The sequence below is a fragment of the Vreelandella sp. L-15 genome (genome assembly GCF_056857635.1).
Window position 1 is genome coordinate 58,115 of sequence record NZ_JBSXNN010000062.1, and the last position, 17,187, is coordinate 75,301.

General features: G+C 53.5%; 16 protein-coding genes. 5 read left to right on the forward strand and 11 right to left on the reverse strand.

The window, feature by feature from the left end:
• Window positions 1-5 precede the first annotated feature (5 nt).
• Window positions 6-3,701 (reverse strand): methionine synthase, encoded by a 3,696-nt coding sequence (gene metH, locus AC13CY_RS09275; protein WP_062373768.1) that lies wholly within the window; start codon window positions 3,699-3,701, stop codon window positions 6-8.
• 271 nt (window positions 3,702-3,972) lie between these two features.
• Here metH and nfuA point away from each other — a divergent pair, with 271 nt between their 5' ends.
• A complete protein-coding gene (gene nfuA, locus AC13CY_RS09280; RefSeq protein ID WP_054645091.1) occupies window positions 3,973-4,578 on the forward strand; it encodes a Fe-S biogenesis protein NfuA in 606 nt (201 codons plus the stop codon).
• 169 nt (window positions 4,579-4,747) lie between these two features.
• Window positions 4,748-6,439 (forward strand): BCCT family transporter, encoded by a 1,692-nt coding sequence (locus AC13CY_RS09285; RefSeq protein WP_074210583.1) that lies wholly within the window; start codon window positions 4,748-4,750, stop codon window positions 6,437-6,439.
• A 56-nt stretch (window positions 6,440-6,495) separates the two neighbouring features.
• On the opposite strand, the gene AC13CY_RS09290 is transcribed toward AC13CY_RS09285, so the two are convergent.
• Window positions 6,496-7,539 carry a DNA-binding protein gene (locus AC13CY_RS09290; RefSeq protein WP_172514466.1) on the reverse strand — a complete coding sequence of 348 codons (1,044 nt, stop codon included), beginning with the start codon at window positions 7,537-7,539 and terminating at the stop codon, window positions 6,496-6,498.
• 140 nt (window positions 7,540-7,679) lie between these two features.
• Between AC13CY_RS09290 and AC13CY_RS09295 the strand changes: the two genes are divergently transcribed.
• Window positions 7,680-8,936: a tyrosine-type recombinase/integrase gene (locus AC13CY_RS09295; protein WP_232068240.1), complete on the forward strand. Its 1,257-nt coding sequence runs from the start codon at window positions 7,680-7,682 to the stop codon at window positions 8,934-8,936.
• Between the two features lie 38 nt (window positions 8,937-8,974).
• A complete protein-coding gene (locus tag AC13CY_RS09300; RefSeq protein ID WP_044629113.1) occupies window positions 8,975-9,391 on the forward strand; it encodes a SufE family protein in 417 nt (138 codons plus the stop codon).
• 3 nt (window positions 9,392-9,394) lie between these two features.
• Here the strand turns inward: AC13CY_RS09300 and yidD are convergent, their stop codons facing one another.
• From yidD to AC13CY_RS09330, 6 genes are read right to left on the reverse strand one after another with little or no spacing between them, the layout of a single operon-like run.
• Window positions 9,395-9,670, reverse strand: coding sequence for a membrane protein insertion efficiency factor YidD (gene yidD / locus AC13CY_RS09305; protein WP_062373917.1), 276 nt, complete (start codon window positions 9,668-9,670; stop codon window positions 9,395-9,397).
• 53 nt (window positions 9,671-9,723) lie between these two features.
• Window positions 9,724-10,197: a phosphoribosyl-AMP cyclohydrolase gene (gene hisI / locus AC13CY_RS09310; protein ID WP_074210586.1), complete on the reverse strand. Its 474-nt coding sequence runs from the start codon at window positions 10,195-10,197 to the stop codon at window positions 9,724-9,726.
• Window positions 10,197-10,646 carry a transcriptional repressor gene (locus AC13CY_RS09315; protein WP_044629111.1) on the reverse strand — a complete coding sequence of 150 codons (450 nt, stop codon included), beginning with the start codon at window positions 10,644-10,646 and terminating at the stop codon, window positions 10,197-10,199. The genes hisI and AC13CY_RS09315 overlap by 1 nt, the downstream gene beginning before the upstream one ends.
• Before the next feature lie 31 nt (window positions 10,647-10,677).
• Window positions 10,678-11,676 (reverse strand): alpha-L-glutamate ligase-like protein, encoded by a 999-nt coding sequence (locus AC13CY_RS09320; protein ID WP_058577943.1) that lies wholly within the window; start codon window positions 11,674-11,676, stop codon window positions 10,678-10,680.
• Window positions 11,673-13,196: an inactive transglutaminase family protein gene (locus AC13CY_RS09325; RefSeq protein ID WP_074210587.1), complete on the reverse strand. Its 1,524-nt coding sequence runs from the start codon at window positions 13,194-13,196 to the stop codon at window positions 11,673-11,675. The genes AC13CY_RS09320 and AC13CY_RS09325 overlap by 4 nt, the downstream gene beginning before the upstream one ends.
• Before the next feature lie 38 nt (window positions 13,197-13,234).
• On the reverse strand, window positions 13,235-14,071 hold the full coding sequence (locus AC13CY_RS09330) for an ATP-dependent zinc protease family protein (RefSeq protein ID WP_044629108.1): 837 nt from the start codon (window positions 14,069-14,071) through the stop codon (window positions 13,235-13,237).
• A gap of 176 nt (window positions 14,072-14,247) precedes the next feature.
• On the opposite strand from AC13CY_RS09330, the gene AC13CY_RS09335 reads away from it, so the two are divergent.
• Window positions 14,248-14,349: a DUF3833 family protein gene (locus AC13CY_RS09335; protein WP_228219121.1), complete on the forward strand. Its 102-nt coding sequence runs from the start codon at window positions 14,248-14,250 to the stop codon at window positions 14,347-14,349.
• Window positions 14,350-14,424: 75 nt separating this feature from the next.
• Here the strand turns inward: AC13CY_RS09335 and AC13CY_RS09340 are convergent, their stop codons facing one another.
• The 3 genes from AC13CY_RS09340 to ectA form a co-directional block, all read right to left on the reverse strand.
• The gene (locus tag AC13CY_RS09340; protein ID WP_044629107.1) at window positions 14,425-14,820 is read right to left on the reverse strand and encodes an ectoine synthase; all 396 of its coding nucleotides are present in this window, start codon (window positions 14,818-14,820) and stop codon (window positions 14,425-14,427) included.
• Window positions 14,821-14,909: 89 nt separating this feature from the next.
• Window positions 14,910-16,178 (reverse strand): diaminobutyrate--2-oxoglutarate transaminase, encoded by a 1,269-nt coding sequence (gene ectB / locus AC13CY_RS09345; RefSeq protein WP_074210588.1) that lies wholly within the window; start codon window positions 16,176-16,178, stop codon window positions 14,910-14,912.
• A gap of 110 nt (window positions 16,179-16,288) precedes the next feature.
• Entirely contained in the window at window positions 16,289-16,867 is a 579-nt protein-coding gene (gene ectA, locus AC13CY_RS09350) for a diaminobutyrate acetyltransferase (RefSeq protein WP_062359677.1), read from the reverse strand.
• Window positions 16,868-17,187 lie beyond the last annotated feature (320 nt).

Genomic DNA, 17,187 nt, shown 5'->3' on the forward strand with positions numbered 1-17,187 from the left:
ACGGTTTAGCTGGGGTCGTAAGAGAGTACCGGCGACAGCCAGCGTTCCATCTCTTCCAGCGGCATCTGCTTACGCTCGGCAAGCACTTCAACTTGGTCGCGGGTGATTTTGCCGGTAGAGAAGTACTTGGATTGCGGATGCGAAAAGTACCAGCCCGACACGGCCGCTGCCGGCCACATGGCGAAGTTTTCAGTCAGCGTAAGACCTGTATTTTCCGAAGCGTTAAGCAGGCGGAATAGCGTTGCCTTTTCGGTATGGTCAGGGCAGGCCGGGTAGCCAGGCGCTGGCCGAATGCCTTGGTACTTCTCCGCAATCAGCGCGTCGTTATCCAGCGTTTCTTCGGGCGCATAGCCCCAGAACTCTTTACGCACCCGCTCGTGCATCCGCTCGGCAAAGGCTTCTGCCAAGCGGTCGGTAAGCGCCTGCACCATAATGGCGTTGTAGTCATCGCCGGCCGCTTCATAGGCTTTGGATAGCTCATCGACACCGTGGCCAGTGGTGACCGCGAAGCCGCCAATCCAGTCCGCTTTACCGCTCTCTTTAGGAGCAATAAAGTCGGCTAGGCTGTAGCAGATGCCATCTCGACCTTTAGTGGTTTGCTGGCGAATATGGTGTAAGCGCTCGACTACCTCGGTGCGGCTTTCGTCAGCGTAAACTTCGATGACATCGTCATCCACGCTGTTAGCGGGCCATAAACCAATCACGCCGCGCGCTTGCACGCGCTTTTCGTCAATCAGTTTGCGTAGCATCACTTGGGCGTCGGCAAATAGGTTCTGTGCGGCTTCACCTACTACTTCGTCATTGAGGATTTTTGGATACTTCCCGGTGAGCTGCCAGCTCATAAAGAAAGGCGTCCAGTCAATGCGTTCTACCAGCTCTTCAAGGTCATAATCGTCAAACGTCATCAGGCCAAGTGTGTTCGGCTTCGTCGGCGTGTGGCTATTCCAGTCGGTGCGAAAGCGCCGTTTACGTGCCTGGGTGTAATCCAGGTCGGCGGCTTTCGGGCGGCGCTTGGCGTTACGCTCGCGTACTTTTTCGTACTCTTCGCGAATCTCGGCCACGTAAGCAGATTTCAAATTGGGGGCCAGCAACTTACCGGCCACGCCTACCGCACGGGAAGCATCCGTCACGTAAATAACGGGGTGCTCGTACTGCGGTTCGATTTTAACTGCCGTGTGCGCTTTTGAGGTGGTGGCACCGCCAATCAGCAGCGGCAGGTTCATACCGCGGCGCTGCATCTCTTTGGCCACGTGCACCATCTCATCCAGCGACGGGGTGATCAGCCCGGAAAGGCCGATGATATCGGCTTTGTGTTCAATGGCTGCCTGGAGGATTTTTTCGGTGGGCACCATCACGCCAAGGTCAATCACTTCGTAGTTATTACACTGCAGCACGACACCGACGATATTTTTACCGATGTCGTGTACATCACCCTTGACGGTAGCCATGACAATTTTGCCTTTGGCCTGGGTGTCTTCGCTCTTTTCCGCTTCGATATAGGGAATCAGGTAGGCCACGGCCTGTTTCATAACGCGAGCCGACTTGACCACCTGGGGCAGAAACATTTTGCCAGCGCCAAACAGGTCGCCCACCACGTTCATGCCGTCCATCAGCGGGCCTTCGATCACCTCGATGGGGCGGGCTGCCTGGGCACGTGCTTCTTCCGTATCCTCTTCGATGTAGGCGGTGATGCCTTTGACCAGTGCGTGCTCAATCCGCTTGTTAACCGGCCAGTTGCGCCACTCCAGATCCTCCTTCTTGGCAGCACCGCTGCCATCGCCTTTATACTTGTCGGCAATATCGAGAAGGCGTTCGGTGCCATCGCTGCGGCGGTTGAGCACGACGTCTTCGACGGCTTCACGCAGCTCGGCGGGCAGGTCGTCGTAGACCGCGAGCTGGCCCGCATTGACGATACCCATGGTGAGTCCGGCACGAATGGCGTGGTAGAGAAAGACCGAGTGAATCGCCTCCCGCACGGGGTTGTTGCCTCGAAACGAGAAAGACACGTTGGACACGCCGCCAGAGACCATAGCGTGGGGCAGGTGCTCACGAATCCACTGGGTGGCTTCGATAAAATCGACGGCGTAGTTGTTGTGCTCTTCGATACCCGTGGCGATGGCGAAAATATTCGGGTCGAAGATGATGTCTTCCGGCGGGAAGCCAATTTCGTCCACTAACAGCCGGTAAGCGCGCTCGCAGATTTCAGTTTTGCGGGCAAAGGTATCGGCCTGGCCCTCTTCGTCAAAGGCCATAACAACAATGGCGGCACCGAAGCGGCGACATTTCGTGGCCTGCTCGCGGAAGGCGGCTTCACCCTCTTTCAGAGAGATAGAGTTAACAACGGCCTTGCCCTGAACACACTTTAATCCTGCTTCAATGATGTCCCACTTCGAGGAGTCGATCATGATCGGCACTCGGGCAATGTCCGGCTCGCCCGCAATCAAGTTCAGGAAGCGTACCATGGCTTCCTTCGACTCCAACATGCCCTCATCCATGTTGATGTCGATAATTTGCGCGCCGTTCTCAACCTGCTCTAGGGCCACTTCCAGCGCCGTGGTGAAATCTTCTTCAACGATCAAGCGCTTAAAACGTGCCGACCCGGTCACGTTGGTACGTTCACCAACGTTAACAAACAGGGAGTCGGCTTCGATATTAAACGGCTCAAGACCCGACAGGCGGCACGCTTTGCTGCGCTCGGGTATTTTGCGGGGCGCCATAGAGCGCACGGCATCGGCAATGGCACGGATATGTTCAGGCGTTGACCCGCAGCAGCCACCAATAATGTTGACTAAACCACTCTGGGCAAACTCGCTGACGATGGCGGCCATCTCTTCAGGCGTTTGGTCGTACTCACCAAACTCATTGGGCAAGCCCGCATTGGGATGAGCAGACACAAACGTATCGGCTTTGGTGGAGAGCTCTTCTAAATAGGGGCGGAGTTCTTCAGCACCCAACGCACAGTTCAAACCCACGGAGAGCGGGTTGGCATGACGCACGGAGTTCCAGAAGGCTTCTGTGGTTTGCCCGGAAAGCGTGCGCCCGGAGGCATCGGTAATCGTGCCGGAGATCATCACTGGCAGGCGGCGGCCAAGATCCTCAAACAGCTCTTCAAGCGCATAAATCGCGGCTTTAGCATTGAGTGTGTCAAAGATAGTTTCGATCATGATGAGATCGGCACCACCTTCGATCAGCGCATTAGCGGCTTCGTAGTAGTTTTCGCGCAGCGCATCAAACGTCACGTTACGTTTTGCGGGGTCGTTAACGTCTGGAGAGAGTGATGCCGTGCGTGACGTTGGGCCTAGCACCCCGGCCACGTAACGTGGAATATCGGTCTCGGCGGCAACCGCATCGCACACTTCGCGTGCCAAGCGTGCCGATTCGCGGTTAAGCTCGGGCACCAGGTCTTCCATGCCGTAATCGGCCTGGGATAACCGGGTGCTGTTAAACGTGTTGGTTTCCAGGATATCCGCGCCAGCTTCCAGATAATCGCGGTGAATACGAGCGACGACATCCGGGCAGGTCAGCGCTAGTAGGTCATTGTTACCTTTTAAATCCGACGGCCAATCGCGGAAGCGTTCACCGCGGAAATCATCCTCGCTGAGCTGAGCATTCTGTAGCATGGTGCCCATGCCGCCATCCAGAATCAGGATGCGTTGGGCAAGGCGTTGGGTGAGGGAAGCAGTCAAATCACTAGCAGCCATGGCAGGGGGAAATCTCCAGCGTCTCAGTCAGAAAGGATATTTTTATCGTCGTCGTCATTAGTTGAGCGGCGGCTATCATACCAAAGGGCACACCATAGGGCAGCAAGCGTGGGCGTGAAGTTATTGCAGCATCCTTATTAGCCGCACTCATAGGCGAGAGCAATAGCCGACTAAAACACTCGGGATTGTGTCGGCACGCGGTTTTGCTTACCATAGGGACAAATGACATGTGATGTGGCCTTGCCACTACCACGGGAGGATAACATCCCTTATGACCACGACTATCGAAGCGCCCGGCATTAACATTACCGACAGTGCGCAAGACTACTTAGCGGAACTGCTGGAAAAGCAGAACGTTGAAGGCATCGCTGTACGCATCTTCATCACTCAGCCCGGCACGCCCTATGCAGAAACCTGCTTAGCCTATTGCCGTCCTGGAGAAGAAGAGCCCACCGACGTTAAGCTTGAGCTTGAGAAAATTGGTGTATTTCTCGACAAAAACAGCTTGGCGTTTTTAGAGGAAGCGGTTGTCGACTTTAATGCCGACCGTATGGGTGGACAGCTGACGATTAAAGCACCCAACGCTAAAATGCCCAAGGTGAATGCCGACAGCCCGCTGGAAGACCGTATCAACTATACGCTCTACAGTGAAATCAATCCTGGATTGGCGGCTCACGGTGGCGAGATTAAGCTCGTCGAGCTGACAGAAGACCGCGTGGCGATTCTAGCGTTCGGCGGCGGTTGTCAGGGGTGCGCAGCGGTGGATCTCACGCTTAAAGATGGCGTAGAGAAGACGCTAATGGATCGCATCCCCGAACTGGCAGGCATCCGTGACGTGACTGACCATACCGACACGACAAACGCTTATTACCGCTAAAGCATCATTCAGATACTTTAAGCTAGCGTCGCAAAAGCCCTGCAGATAACTCTGCTGGGCTTTTTTGTGTTGCGCTTTTATATGCAAAAACGATCGACGATAGAAGCCGCTTCTGGCAGTCAACGTTTATTCCATGTAACACTATTGTAAAGCTATTCTCTAAGCCGTTATGGCGAGAGAATTCCCAACAAAGTGCCATGGAGAGACGGCCATTAAACGCTCATCTGTGTTTTCTAATATCCATAAACCTATCTTTTTTGGGTCTTTGGGCCTGCTACTTGCAGTGACGCTTCCGCTCATACTGTTTCCAGAGATGGGGCGCGTCTGGGTGATGGCAGCGCAAAGCTTCGTGACCACTAACTTTGGCGTGCTCTATCTCGCCATGGGCGTCGCTTCGCTGGGCTTTATGTTCTACATCGTGTTTAGCGATATAGGACAAATCAAACTGGGCGATGTAGACGCCGAGCCGGAGTTTTCGCTGCTCTCCTGGGGCGCGATGTTGTTCGCAGCAGGCATCGGCGGGGCGGTTGTGTTCTGGGGTATGGTCGAGTGGATGTACTACCTGCAGAATCCTCCCTTTCATATTGAGCCTTTCTCTGAAGAGGCAACCGCATGGGCAGCGACTTACGGTATGTTCCACTGGGGCCCTATTGCTTGGTCGATCTACCTTGTACCCGCACTGCCCATGGCTTACTTCCTGCACGTGCGTAAACATAAAGTGCTACGCATCAGTGAAGCCATTCGCCCCGTGCTAGGAGAGAAACTGGCTAGAAGCTGGCTGGGCAACATTATTGATATTCTATTTGTTTTTGGCATGCTGGGCGGCGGCGCAACGTCGCTAGGTATTCTGGTACCGCTGATCAATGAAGGGCTGGGTGGTCTGTTCTCCTTCACCCCTAATGCCACCAGCCAAATTGCGGTACTGGTAGGCACTACGGCGATCTTTGCGGTAAGTGCATGGCGCGGTTTGAAGGGCGGCATCGAGATGCTGTCTGACATCAATATGTGGCTTGGTTTAGCCGTGCTGCTGTTTGTCTTGGTGATGGGGCCTACCGTCTTTATTTTGGATGCTGGCCTAAACTCCATCGGCTTAATGCTCAGCAACCTGGTTCAAATGGCGACGTGGACAGAGCCTTTCGGTGATCTGAATGGCTTCGAAGACACCGGTTTCCATCAATCCTGGACGATTTTTTATTGGGCTTGGTGGTTGGTATTTGCGCCAACCGTGGGTCTGTTTATTGCGCGCATTTCGAAAGGGCGCCGCATCAAAACCATGGTGGCCGGATCAATTTTCTTTGGCTCACTGGGCTGCGCGCTGTTTTTCATCATCCTGGGCAACTATGGCCTTTACCTACAGCTTTCAGGCACGCTGGACGTTATCCAGGTGATGAACGATCAGTCAGCTAATGCGGCCTTTTATGCGGTGCTGAGCCAACTGCCGCTCTCTTGGCTGGTGACGTTAGCAGTGGTGATTCTGCTGTCTATTTTCACTGCCACTACCTTTGATTCGATTGCCTACATTCTCTCTTCTGCCGCAGAAAAGAAGCTCGATAAAGAGCCAGCGCGGTGGCACCGCCTGTTTTGGGCCTTCACGCTGTCCCTGCTGCCAATGTCTCTGCTGTTCTTAGGAGGGCTGCAAACACTACAGACCGCTAGCATTGTGAGCGGTGTGCCGCTGCTGTTGATTTCCATGTTGCTGATGGTTTCTATGGTTAGGGCGGCGCACTACGATTTGCGCTTCCAGCCCGACTACGATGAGCCAGAAATCAATATCGAAGAGTTTCCGGAAAACGATCCATGGACCGAAAAGGGCACTTGGGAGTTACCCGATGAGCAGAGCGGTGAGCCCAGCAAGTCTTAACCGACTGGACAGCTACTCCTAATCTTTTAATGCCCTAACCACTATTGGCCATCCCGTTATCGGGATGGCTTTTTTGTCTCTGGTGTGTCGTCACTGCTACTTGCGAGCGTGCTGGGCAGGTCTGCCAGCTGCGCTTGCAAGGAAGCCATGCGCTGCCATAGCTGCTCTTGCCAGTGCTCACTGTCTCGCGTTTGCTGCTGCTGAGTTTCCAGTGCTTTGTGCGCTTTCTCTAGCGACTCTTCGAGCGTGCTGCGATGGGTATGCAGCTCACCGTTTTGGCGCTCAAGCTCGGTGATGCGCTGCTTGAGCAAGCTACACTCTTGCTGATAACCCTGAAGAGCGTCATTTTTTTGCTTCAGCTCATGGCTCAGCGCATCTGCTCGTTGCTCCCACTGCTGTAGGCGCTTCTGCAGCGCTCTCTCTTCCTGGGCGCGTTCTTGTCGTAACGTATCCAATAGCGCCATCAACTTTCCTTCTGATGCCTCGTTGCGCTGCTCTTCTTGGGCTAAGCGCTGCTCCCAACTTTTCTGCTGCTCTTCGAGCTTTTCACTGTAATGCGTTTGCGCTTCTTTTAACGCTTGCTGGGTTTGGTCTAGCTGATGGTGGTGTTGGGCAGCTTCCTGGCGGAGATTTTCTGCTTGTTGCTGCCAGTGGCGCTCATTGGCTTGGCTCTCTGCCAGCTCTCGATTAAGCGTTTCAAGGCGCTCTTCAGTCTGGCGAAAGTGAGCAGCCAGTGCGCTTTCACGCTGCTCGGCGTTTGCCGCCTGCTGTAGAGCCTCGGCAGCTGCCTGTTGAGCACTTTCTACTTGGCGATTGGCATCTTCACGGTAGTGAACCAGCGCTTGGTTAGCGACGTCTTGGGCCTCGCGCCATAGCTCGCTGGCGACATTAACGACTACTTCAGGCACGCCTTTGGGGGGCGGTACATCCCGGTTCTGCTCACGCTCGGTACGCCATAAGCGGAAATGCTCACTGATGGTCGTAAAACTACCGGTGCCGAGCACTTCTCGGATGCGCTGCACGCTGGGTGTGTCCCCGCGGGTCAGCAGTGTATCAATCGCGTGCTGGACGTCACTGTACTGAATTCCGCTGCGTGCCATGGGTCGTCATCCTTTGCAGTTAGAGAGCGCTATTGTCGTGGTTGTGTCTAAAAAACACAATAATTACGTAATACATAAAACGTAATATTATTTATCTTATAGTGTATTAATTCAAGATTACGCCCATTATCTTGAATTTTATGAGGCGTCGCGCCACACTTAACCCATTGAATAACGACGAAGAGGGCGCTGAAATGCCATCAGGAATGACACAGAATGGCTTACACAGCGGCGATAACCTCGCTGAAATGCCAAGCCTGATAGAGGAGGAGCACTGGCCAACAAGCCAATCTGTCCTCGCGTCTACTCAGTACCCGCGAATCGAGGCGGAAAATGACTACCAAGCCGTGCGACTATGGCTGGCGGAGTACCGTGACAGCCCGCAAACGCTAAAAAGCTACCGCCGAGAAGCGGAGAGACTGCTGCTTTGGCTGGTCAGCCAAGGGAAAGGCTTACGCGATATGAACCGTGAGGCGCTGCGCCAGTTTGAAGCTTTTCTAGAAGACCCTCAGCCACGGGCGGCGTGGGTGGGGCCTTCAAAGCCAAGAGAGCATCCTGAGTGGCGGCCATTTAGAAACGGACTGTCGCCCGCTAGTCGCCGGCAAAGCTTGATTATTCTTCAGGGCTTATTTAGCTGGCTGGTAGAGGCAGGGTGGGTTAGGCATAACCCCTTTGTGCTGATGCGCGACAAAGCACGACGGATGAATAATCAGTCGCAGGCCGTAGAGCGCTATCTGGAGCAACCGCTGTGGGCCTGGTTTTGGCAGTGGTTAAACCAGCCTTTGAGTAGTAATGATGCTCGCCTCATTTACGAGGATGCGCGTCGACGTTTCATCTTTAGCTTTGCCTATTTATTGGCTCCACGTATTAGTGAGATGGCCAGCGCCCAAATGGATGACTTTCATGAGGTGGAGGGGCGCTGGTGGTGGAGTGTGATAGGCAAGGGTAGTAAACAGGCTCGTATACCGGTGCCTGATGACATGCTGGAGAGTTTGAAAACATGGCGGGCAGCGCTAGGGCTAAAGGCACTGCCAAGCTACCATGAGCCAGCGCCAATCATTCGTGCGCTGGATAAACGCCGAGGCATTAGCGATAACCAGCTTTACCGATTGATTAAGGAAACCTTTGCCAAGGCCGCTGATGTGCTAGAAGAGGAGGGCGGTAAGCCTGCGTATGTGAATGCGCTTCGCCGAGCAACGCCTCACTGGCTGAGGCATACGGCGATCACTCATCAAGCCCAATCCGGCGTTAGCCTGCGTTACTTAGCGGAAAGCGCTCGCCATGCCAAGCTAGATACCACCAGCCGTTATTTGCACACCGAAGCCGATGAGTGGCATCAAGAGCAGCAGCGCCACCGCTTGAAAACGCCCCCAAAAGCAGGGGCTGAAACGTTATAATAGCCGCGACTGTGATTCATCAACGCAAAGGATACGCCATGGCAACTTCAGGCGCAGAGCTAGCCCAACAGGAGCTGGTCGAAGAGTTTGAGATGTTTGATAACTGGATGGACCGTTATCAGTACATTATTGATATGGGAAAGCAGCTGCCTGACTTTCCGGAGGAGCGTCGCACGGAAGAATATAAAATCCAAGGCTGCCAATCCAACGTGTGGATGTGCCATGAACAGGCAGGCGACAAACTGGTGTTCAAGGCTACATCGGATGCTGCCATCGTATCAGGGCTAATTGCCGTGTTGCTGCGTATCTACAGTGAGCGCACAGCCGAAGAGATCAATCAGACCGAGCCGCATTTCTTGAAAGATCTCGGGCTTGATAAGCACCTTTCACCCACGCGCAGTAACGGCCTGCACGCTATGTTAGAGCGTATCTATCAGGTGGCTAAGCAAGGATAAACGTTAGTGGCGGCAGGAGGTTGAGCGGCAACACTCAGCAGGGCGGTCGTCATCTTCACGGCAGAGCGCTTCGCTGCGCCCACCGGGCACCGGATCCATGCCGCCTGGGCTGCCTGGGTGGCATTTCACAATGCGTTTGACGGCCATCCAGCCGCCTTTGAAAGGGCCGTGCACCTGGATGGCCTCGATGGTATAGGAAGAGCAGCTTGGCCAGAAACGGCAGCGAGGGCCAAGCAGTGGGCTGATGGTGTATTGGTAAACGCGAATACAGCCTACCATCACTGCTGTTAGCAGCTTAAGAAAAACCTGTTTAATGGCGAACAGCCAATTTTTCACGGCGCTTTTTTGCCGTATAGCGTGGCCGGATCAATCAGCGGCTCGCTGGTAATCTTGGCGCTGTCTGCACCGAGCGACACATAAAAGCAGCTGCGACGGCCGGTATGGCACGCGGGACCAGTTTGCTCCACCTGAACCAGCAGCGTATCACCATCGCAATCTAGCGCTGCGCTTTTAAGGTGCTGTTGCTGGCCAGATGTCTCACCTTTGCGCCATAGCTTTTGGCGCGAGCGTGAGAAGTAGCAAACTCGCTGCGTTGTTAACGTCTCTTCCAGGGCTTCTCGGTTCATCCACGCCATCATCAGTACTTCGCCCGTATCATGTTGCTGGGCAATGGCGGGAATCAGGCCGTCTTCATTAAAGCGAACGGCATCTAGTAGCGTTGCAAGCTTGGGCAGGGAAGCTGTTGTGGTCGCTGACTCTAACGCCTTAAAAAGCTGTTGAGGGGCGAGTTCATCAAATTGGGACATTAGGCATTACTCACGGATCGGCATGCTTGACATAAGCCCTGAAGCTCAATCGTTTGGCGCTCAACGTTGAAGCCTTGGCGCTGGGCCAGGGCGGCAAGCTGATCGCTAATTTCATCAAGGTGCAGCTCTTCGACGTAGCCGCACTGGCGACAGATAAGTAGCTGGAAGCCATGGGCGTGCTCTGGGCATGCGCAAGCCACATAGGCATTTTGCGATTCAATGCGATGCACCAGCCCCTGTTCGATCAGAAATTCCAGCGCGCGATAGACAGTAGGCGGGCGGGCAGCGGCATGCTCAGTGGAGAGCTGATCCAGCAGATCATATGCTTTGAGGCCGCCACCGTTTTCTGCGATAAGCTCAAGTACCCGGCGGCGTATCGGGGTAAACCGAACGCCGCGCGTGTGACACTGAGATTCTGCTTGCTGCAATAGCGTATTCGCTTCAGTCATTAGATAACTCGTTGAACGTCTCGCGTGTAGTCTACGCCGTTGCCGAGGGAGTGTCAGGGTTATCGACCAGCTCGCTTTTACGCGCAAAGTGGTGCTGGGCGAACGCTACGCGCTTAGCCACCGGCACGTTATCAGGCTGACGCTCAATCAAGTCCAGCCGGCGACGTAGTCCCTCACCGTTGGTCATTTGAATTGCCAAGCCGGGGCGGGCGTTGAGCTCCAGTAGCATTGGCCCGTGCTTACGGTCCAACACCATATCGGTCCCCAGGTAGCCAAGGCCGGTCATCTCGTAGCAGCCCGCCGCCAGGTGAAGGAGAGTTTCCCACTGGGGCACGACAAGGCTTGCCAGGTCATGCCCCGTATCGGGGTGGCTATAGCAAGGGCGGTCAAACTGCACACCCCGTAGCGCTGCTCCAGTGGCGATATTCAAGCCAACCCCGACAGCCCCTTGGTGAAGGTTAGCTTTGCCATCGGATGCCGCCGTGGAGAGGCGCATCATGGCCATCACCGGATAGCCTTTAAAGACAATCACGCGAATGTCAGGAACACCTTCGTAGGTGTACTCAAGTAGGCTTTCATCAAAGTTAATCAGCGTTTCAATGACCGCTACATCGGGCGAGCCGCCTAATGAATAAAGGCCCGAGAGAAGGTTTGAGACGTGTCGCTCAATGTCTTCCATCGTCAGGCTGGCACCACTGGGTTTGTAGAAAAGGCCATTTTCTACCTTTTCAATAACAAGAATACCCTTACCACCACTCCCTTTGGCCGGTTTGACAACAAAGCCCTGATGGCCGTCAAGCATGTCACTCATATGCTTAACGCCAAACTGTGTCGTCACCGTACCGATGAGTTCGGGCGTGGTAATGCCATACTGCTGAGCCAGTAGCTTTGTTTTGAGCTTGTCATCCACTAGAGGATATAACCGGCGCGCATTGTACCGGCCAATATAACGAATATTACGCCGGTTCATGCCCACAATGCCTTTATCCCGAAGGCGGGTCGGCCACGTCCAGTTTTTTAGCCAGCTCATGAAGGCTTCTCATCTTCGGTAATGGGTTTGAAACGACGAAGTTCCAGCAGGCGATAGCCCGTGTAATTACCCAATAGCAGAATAAAGGCCATCAAGATGAGCTGCACACCCAGGAAGTTGAAGGTGATGTGGCGTACCCACGGGTTATTCATTGCAAGGAATGCCAGCACCGCTGTTAGCAGGCTGCCACCGCCCTGTACCAATACCTGTTTGGGACCTTCTTCTTCCCAAAGGATCGACATCCGCTCAATGGTCCACGCCAAGATGATCATCGGGAAGAACGTCACCGTTAACCCGGCGCTCAAGCCCATGCGGTACGCCAGCACGGTAAAGATCGAGATGATGGCAATGACCGTAATAATGACCGCCGAGACCCTCGCGACTAAGAGCAAATTGAGGTACGAGAGATAGTTACGGATAATTAAGCCAACCGCCACGATGAGCAGGAAACCAATCAAACCGGTCAGTAGGCTGGTTTGAATAAACGCCAGAGCAATCAGTACAGGCATAAAGGTCCCTGACGTTTTCACACCCACAAGTACGCGCAGGAATACAACCACTAGCGCACCGATCGGGATCAACAGGATCGTCTGGAATAGCGCCTGCTCTTCCAGCGGCAGGCTGTGAATCGAGAAGTTTAGCAGCGTGTCGTCGGAGTAGTGGTTACGCACCGCCGCCGAAGCAGGCTGGTAGTGGGTTAGCATTGAGAAGGAAACACGGGAATTCGTGCCACCTTGAACCTCAAGCACCGCACGACCGCCGGTTTCCCATAATAGCAAGTTCTCGGGTTGACCCTGTTCGCCGGTCGCTGGGTTAAACAGCGCCCACTCTTCAGCAGTTTGGTCAAACACCTGAATCCAACTGCTAAGGGTTTGGCGGCGACGACCATCTTCCAGCAGTAAGCCGCTTACTTCTCTAGCCTGCACGCCTGCTTGATTCAGCAAGCGCACAATCAGAGCTGACGGTTGCATTTGGGTTAGCAGCAAGCGCGCATTTTCTCCCTGACGCTCTCCATTAATATCGAGAATTAACTCGCGGGCAAACGTAGCGTTATTGGCGCTACGATCCCAAGCACGATCAATTAGCTGGCTAGCGGCCGTATCGTAGGGGCTTTCCCAGGGAGTAACAGCAGGGATGCCGGGCGGCGTTTGTATGGGAGCGCGAGAGTCAGGTGATACCAGCATCTGAACGGAGTAATAGAGCTGCTGGCTGCCCGCCGCTTCACGGATGGTCCACTGCGCCCGCCGACCCAGCTCATCTGCCAGGTAAGCCAGCCCATAGCCAGAAGATGCCGTGTTTTCGGTCAATACACGGAATCCTGCCTGGTGGGATGGCAGCGCTAGATCGACCTGTACCGGGCCATTTTGAGCGTTGAAGTTAATAACCGCTTCAATCTCCCATACTTGACGCTGCTCGCCTGGAAACCAGGGAATCTCAAACTGCAAATGGCGATGCACGCTGGCGACGATACCAACCAGCAGCAGCAATCCAACGATAAAATAAAATGGCAACCGTGACATGGCGATTCCTTTCAGCGTAAAGCGGCAGGGGAGTGTGATTACTCTTCAGTATCGTCTTGATCGGCCGCTTCATCATCAGCCGCTTCTTCAGAGGGTTCGCCACCCGGGAATTCGGGGCGGTCATGCAGATAGGTTTCAGCAACGTCGATCGTTGCTATATCCATCATGAAACGACGCCCAAGCAGTACCGGATAATCCAGATGCGAGCGGTCGTTCAGAGTGAACTCGACGTTTTCACGAATTGGCCCTAAAGTCATCAACAGTGAAATTACCGGGCGGGACTCTTCGCCAGATGCTTGGATGATTTTAACGCGGCGTTCAATAGGCGCCTCAATCCACTCGTCGCGAATCTGCTCTACAACCACGTCATCTTCATTCAGTGCCAGCTTAAAGCGCACCCAGTCTTCACCATCACGCTCAAAGCGAGTGATTTCAGAAGCAGATAAGGATGACGTATTGGCTCCTGAATCGACCCGCGCCTTTAAATAGGTGCCAATGCTAGGCAGGCCCACCCATTCGCTGCGGCCAAGCAGTGTTTTATTATCTTCGGGTTCTTCAACACGGCACTCTTCGCGAATAATGACGGGATCTTCGCTACGCGCTTCCAAACTGGCAACTTCTTGACGTAAATGGCGCAGCAGGCTGCCCACCTCACGAACATCTGCCGTCAGTACCTGCTGCTGGCTGAGCTGCTGCTCAATGAACGCGGTAGAGGCGTCGCACTGCTGGGCCAGTGATGTCTCAAGCTCAAGGATGCGGGTATTAAAAGACGCCTCGCTTAACGGCGGTGGCTCATTTGACTCTGGCTGTGTCACTGCGCAGCCTGCAAACGACATCGACAAACCGGCCATTAGCCATAAAACACCTGAGCGCATAACGAGGGATATCCTTGGACAATAAGAGCACGAATGATAAGGAGAAGGGTGACCGCTTGTCCAACATGGCTGCGGTTTTTCATTCGTCTAGTTTAGCTGATTTAACATAATATATATTATGCGAACTCTGCTGATCAGTTGCTTGAGCAAATAAAGCCCATTACCTGGCAAACCATATGCGCTACCCGCTCGATATTGATGTAGCTGGGCGTCTATTAAGTTTCACCATGGATGACTGGATGTACCTGCAGCCGGATGGTCGGCTGATCAATACTTAGCAAAAAAAGCAGCCTAGCATTTTGCTAGGCTGCTTTCATACGGACTATACAGTAGTACTTAGCATACAGTAGTGCTTAGTCGTCTGCCGCTGCGTAGGAGCCGTCTTCACGATGGACTTCGTTACCAGTGATTGGCGGAGTAAAGACACAAGCTACGGTCATGCCCTTTTCCTTGCCGCGCAGCAGGTGCTCATCGTGCTGGTCCAGCAGGTAGATGTCGCCCGCCTTGATCGGCCAGATTTTGCCGTCGGCCAGGGTCTCTACCTCGCCTTCACCTTCATAACAAAATACCGCTTCATAGTGATTTTTGTAATGAATGTGCGTCTCAGTGCCAGGAAAAATGCGGGTGATATGGAAAGAGAAACCTGCATTATCGTTGGCCAGAACAAGGCGCGTGCTGTCCCAATTACCGTTTTCAGCAGTGACCAGGCGATCTGTTTTACGTGCTTCTTCGAGATTACGAACGATCATAAACGTGCTCCGTTGCGTGGCAGCCAGCTGTTGGCTGCCTATTCCTGTAAGGGACGTAATGGCGTGTGACGATTTAGCGTAACGCTACACTATGCCTTAATAACAGACTTAACTGACGCTTCAAGGATATCTAAGGCTTTCAGCAGATCTTCATCCGGAATGGTTAGCGGACAAAGGCACTTCACCACTTCACCATCCTGACCACTGGTTTCGATGATGAGACCGTGCTCAAACGCATGGCTGGTGATCTTATCGGCGATATCGCCAGATACCACGTCAATACCGCGCATCAGACCACGGCCACGCTCGGTCGCCGGCATGCCATTTTCTGTCAGCATAGCGGCCAGCTTTTGGAAGCGCTCTTCGACGATACGCGCTTTACGCTGAACATCACGCGCAAAGGTGTCGTTAGACCAATACTTTTTCATCGCTGCGGTCGCCGTCACCATCGCTAAGTTAAAGCCACGGAACGTACCGTTGTACTGGCCAGGCTTCCACTTATCGAGTTCAGGGCGCATCAACACATGTGCAAACGGTAAACCGAAGCCTGAGAGCGATTTCGAATTAGTGACAATGTCTGGCGTAATGCCTGCATGCTCGAAACTGAAGAATTTACCCGTGCGACCACAGCCTGCCTGGATATCATCCACAATGAGAAGGATGTCATGCGCATGACAGATACTTTCTAGGCGCTTGAGCCAATCCAGGCCTGCGACGTTGATACCGCCCTCGCCTTGCACAGTTTCAACAATCACGCCCGCTGGGATATCTAAGCCGCCTGACTTATCGTTTAAGAGCTTTTCAAAGTAGTCCAGCGTGTCGGCATGCTCACCCATGTAGCCATCAAATGGCAGAAAGCTTGCGCCTTGTGTAGGGATGCCACCCGTCGCTTCGCGGAACTTACGGTTACCGGTGGTTGCCAGGGCGCCCATGGTCACACCGTGGAAGCCGTTGGTGAAGGTCACAATGTTATGGCGACCTTTAGCAACACGGGCCAGACGGATGGCCGCTTCCACTGCATTTGTGCCGGTCGGGCCAGGCAGGTGGACTTTATAATCAAGTCCACGGGGCTTCAGAATGACGTTCTCTAGGGTTTCCAGGTAGTCACGCTTAGCGCTTGTCCACATATCTAAGCCATGAACCACCCCACCACTGGAGAGATAGTCAATCATCGCTTCTTTTAGATGCGGATTGTTATGACCGTAGTTCAGCGTGCCAGCACCGGCGAGAAAATCTATATATTCACGACCATTCTCATCGGTCAGCCGCGCATTCTGTGCCTTGGTAAAGACAACAGGAAACGAGCGTGAATAGGTACGAACATTGGATTCCATGCGTTCGAATGTTTGGGTCTGCATTAGCGACCTCCTTATTAAGTGTGTAAGCCAAGCGAGTAAAACAGTGATAGCTAAGGCAACACGAGCGGGAAAACGGTTTAACAAGCCTATAGGGTATTACTTACCAACCGTTAAATATGATCGGTTTGAAATGGCCCAATACGTACTAAGTTTTCCGGGTCGTGCTCTCCCCCAAGCTGTTCTGTCGAAAAGTATTCACGGCTGTTCAAAGGTGCCTGCCAGCGTGCAGCTAGGCGACGGAACAACCCCCACGATGCTTGGTTGTCAGGGGTGATCGTGGTTTCTAAGTGGTGAACGTCGTCAAGTTCAGGGCGCGACATAATCGCTTCCACCAGACGGCGTGCCAGACCTGTGCCCCGAGCTTTTTCACCTACGGCGACTTGCCATAAAAAATAGGTGTCAGGGGCATTATCTTTGACATAACCGGATACAAAACCAACTACTTCACCCTCTTCGTTGGTAGCCACAGCACAGGTATCGCGGAACTGCGTTGCTAGCAGCAGATAAGCGTAGGCTGAATTAACATCGAGCGGCGGGCACGCTTTGATGAGTTCGTAAATCCCCCAACCATCATCAGCATTGGGCTTACGAATAAAAAGCGGCATTTCGGCATGGCCTACCACGGCATCAGCAACGGTTGGGCGAGCCAGCTCGGCAGAAGGTGTAAAAGGCTTAATAGGCGTACTCATGGTTATGCTTCGCTGTAGCGAATTTGAGAATCATTATAACAGCTGATTATGAGCAATTCAAAAACCATATTATTCATCCTCGCATCTTCTATAATTTTTGGTTATCAAACGAGCGTTACGTACTCTAGCATCAAGTTTCTGGCTACCATCAGAGTTTAGATCAGTGATACCGATGCGCGAGACAGCGAGTAGGGTGAGGCGTCTCCGCCTCATCCCTCTCACAGAACCGTACATACGGACCACGTATACGGCTCATGCCATTAACTTACCCCGAATTCGGGGACAGTGATGCCGGTTCTGACCCTGGTCAGATCCAATAA

Excerpts from the sequence above, each read along its gene's own strand:
- metH (WP_062373768.1), bottom strand. The coding sequence starts at position 3,701 with ATGGCTGCTAGTGATTTGACTGCTTCCCTCACCCAACGCCTTGCCCAA.
- nfuA (WP_054645091.1), top strand. The coding sequence starts at position 3,973 with ATGACCACGACTATCGAAGCGCCCGGCATTAACATTACCGACAGTGCG.
- AC13CY_RS09285 (WP_074210583.1), top strand. The coding sequence starts at position 4,748 with ATGGCGAGAGAATTCCCAACAAAGTGCCATGGAGAGACGGCCATTAAA.
- AC13CY_RS09290 (WP_172514466.1), bottom strand. The coding sequence starts at position 7,539 with ATGGCACGCAGCGGAATTCAGTACAGTGACGTCCAGCACGCGATTGAT.
- AC13CY_RS09295 (WP_232068240.1), top strand. The coding sequence starts at position 7,680 with ATGAGGCGTCGCGCCACACTTAACCCATTGAATAACGACGAAGAGGGC.
- AC13CY_RS09300 (WP_044629113.1), top strand. The coding sequence starts at position 8,975 with ATGGCAACTTCAGGCGCAGAGCTAGCCCAACAGGAGCTGGTCGAAGAG.
- yidD (WP_062373917.1), bottom strand. The coding sequence starts at position 9,670 with ATGGTAGGCTGTATTCGCGTTTACCAATACACCATCAGCCCACTGCTT.
- hisI (WP_074210586.1), bottom strand. The coding sequence starts at position 10,197 with ATGTCCCAATTTGATGAACTCGCCCCTCAACAGCTTTTTAAGGCGTTA.
- AC13CY_RS09315 (WP_044629111.1), bottom strand. The coding sequence starts at position 10,646 with ATGACTGAAGCGAATACGCTATTGCAGCAAGCAGAATCTCAGTGTCAC.
- AC13CY_RS09320 (WP_058577943.1), bottom strand. The coding sequence starts at position 11,676 with ATGAGCTGGCTAAAAAACTGGACGTGGCCGACCCGCCTTCGGGATAAA.
- AC13CY_RS09325 (WP_074210587.1), bottom strand. The coding sequence starts at position 13,196 with ATGTCACGGTTGCCATTTTATTTTATCGTTGGATTGCTGCTGCTGGTT.
- AC13CY_RS09330 (WP_044629108.1), bottom strand. The coding sequence starts at position 14,071 with ATGCGCTCAGGTGTTTTATGGCTAATGGCCGGTTTGTCGATGTCGTTT.
- AC13CY_RS09335 (WP_228219121.1), top strand. The coding sequence starts at position 14,248 with ATGCGCTACCCGCTCGATATTGATGTAGCTGGGCGTCTATTAAGTTTC.
- AC13CY_RS09340 (WP_044629107.1), bottom strand. The coding sequence starts at position 14,820 with ATGATCGTTCGTAATCTCGAAGAAGCACGTAAAACAGATCGCCTGGTC.
- ectB (WP_074210588.1), bottom strand. The coding sequence starts at position 16,178 with ATGCAGACCCAAACATTCGAACGCATGGAATCCAATGTTCGTACCTAT.
- ectA (WP_062359677.1), bottom strand. The coding sequence starts at position 16,867 with ATGAGTACGCCTATTAAGCCTTTTACACCTTCTGCCGAGCTGGCTCGC.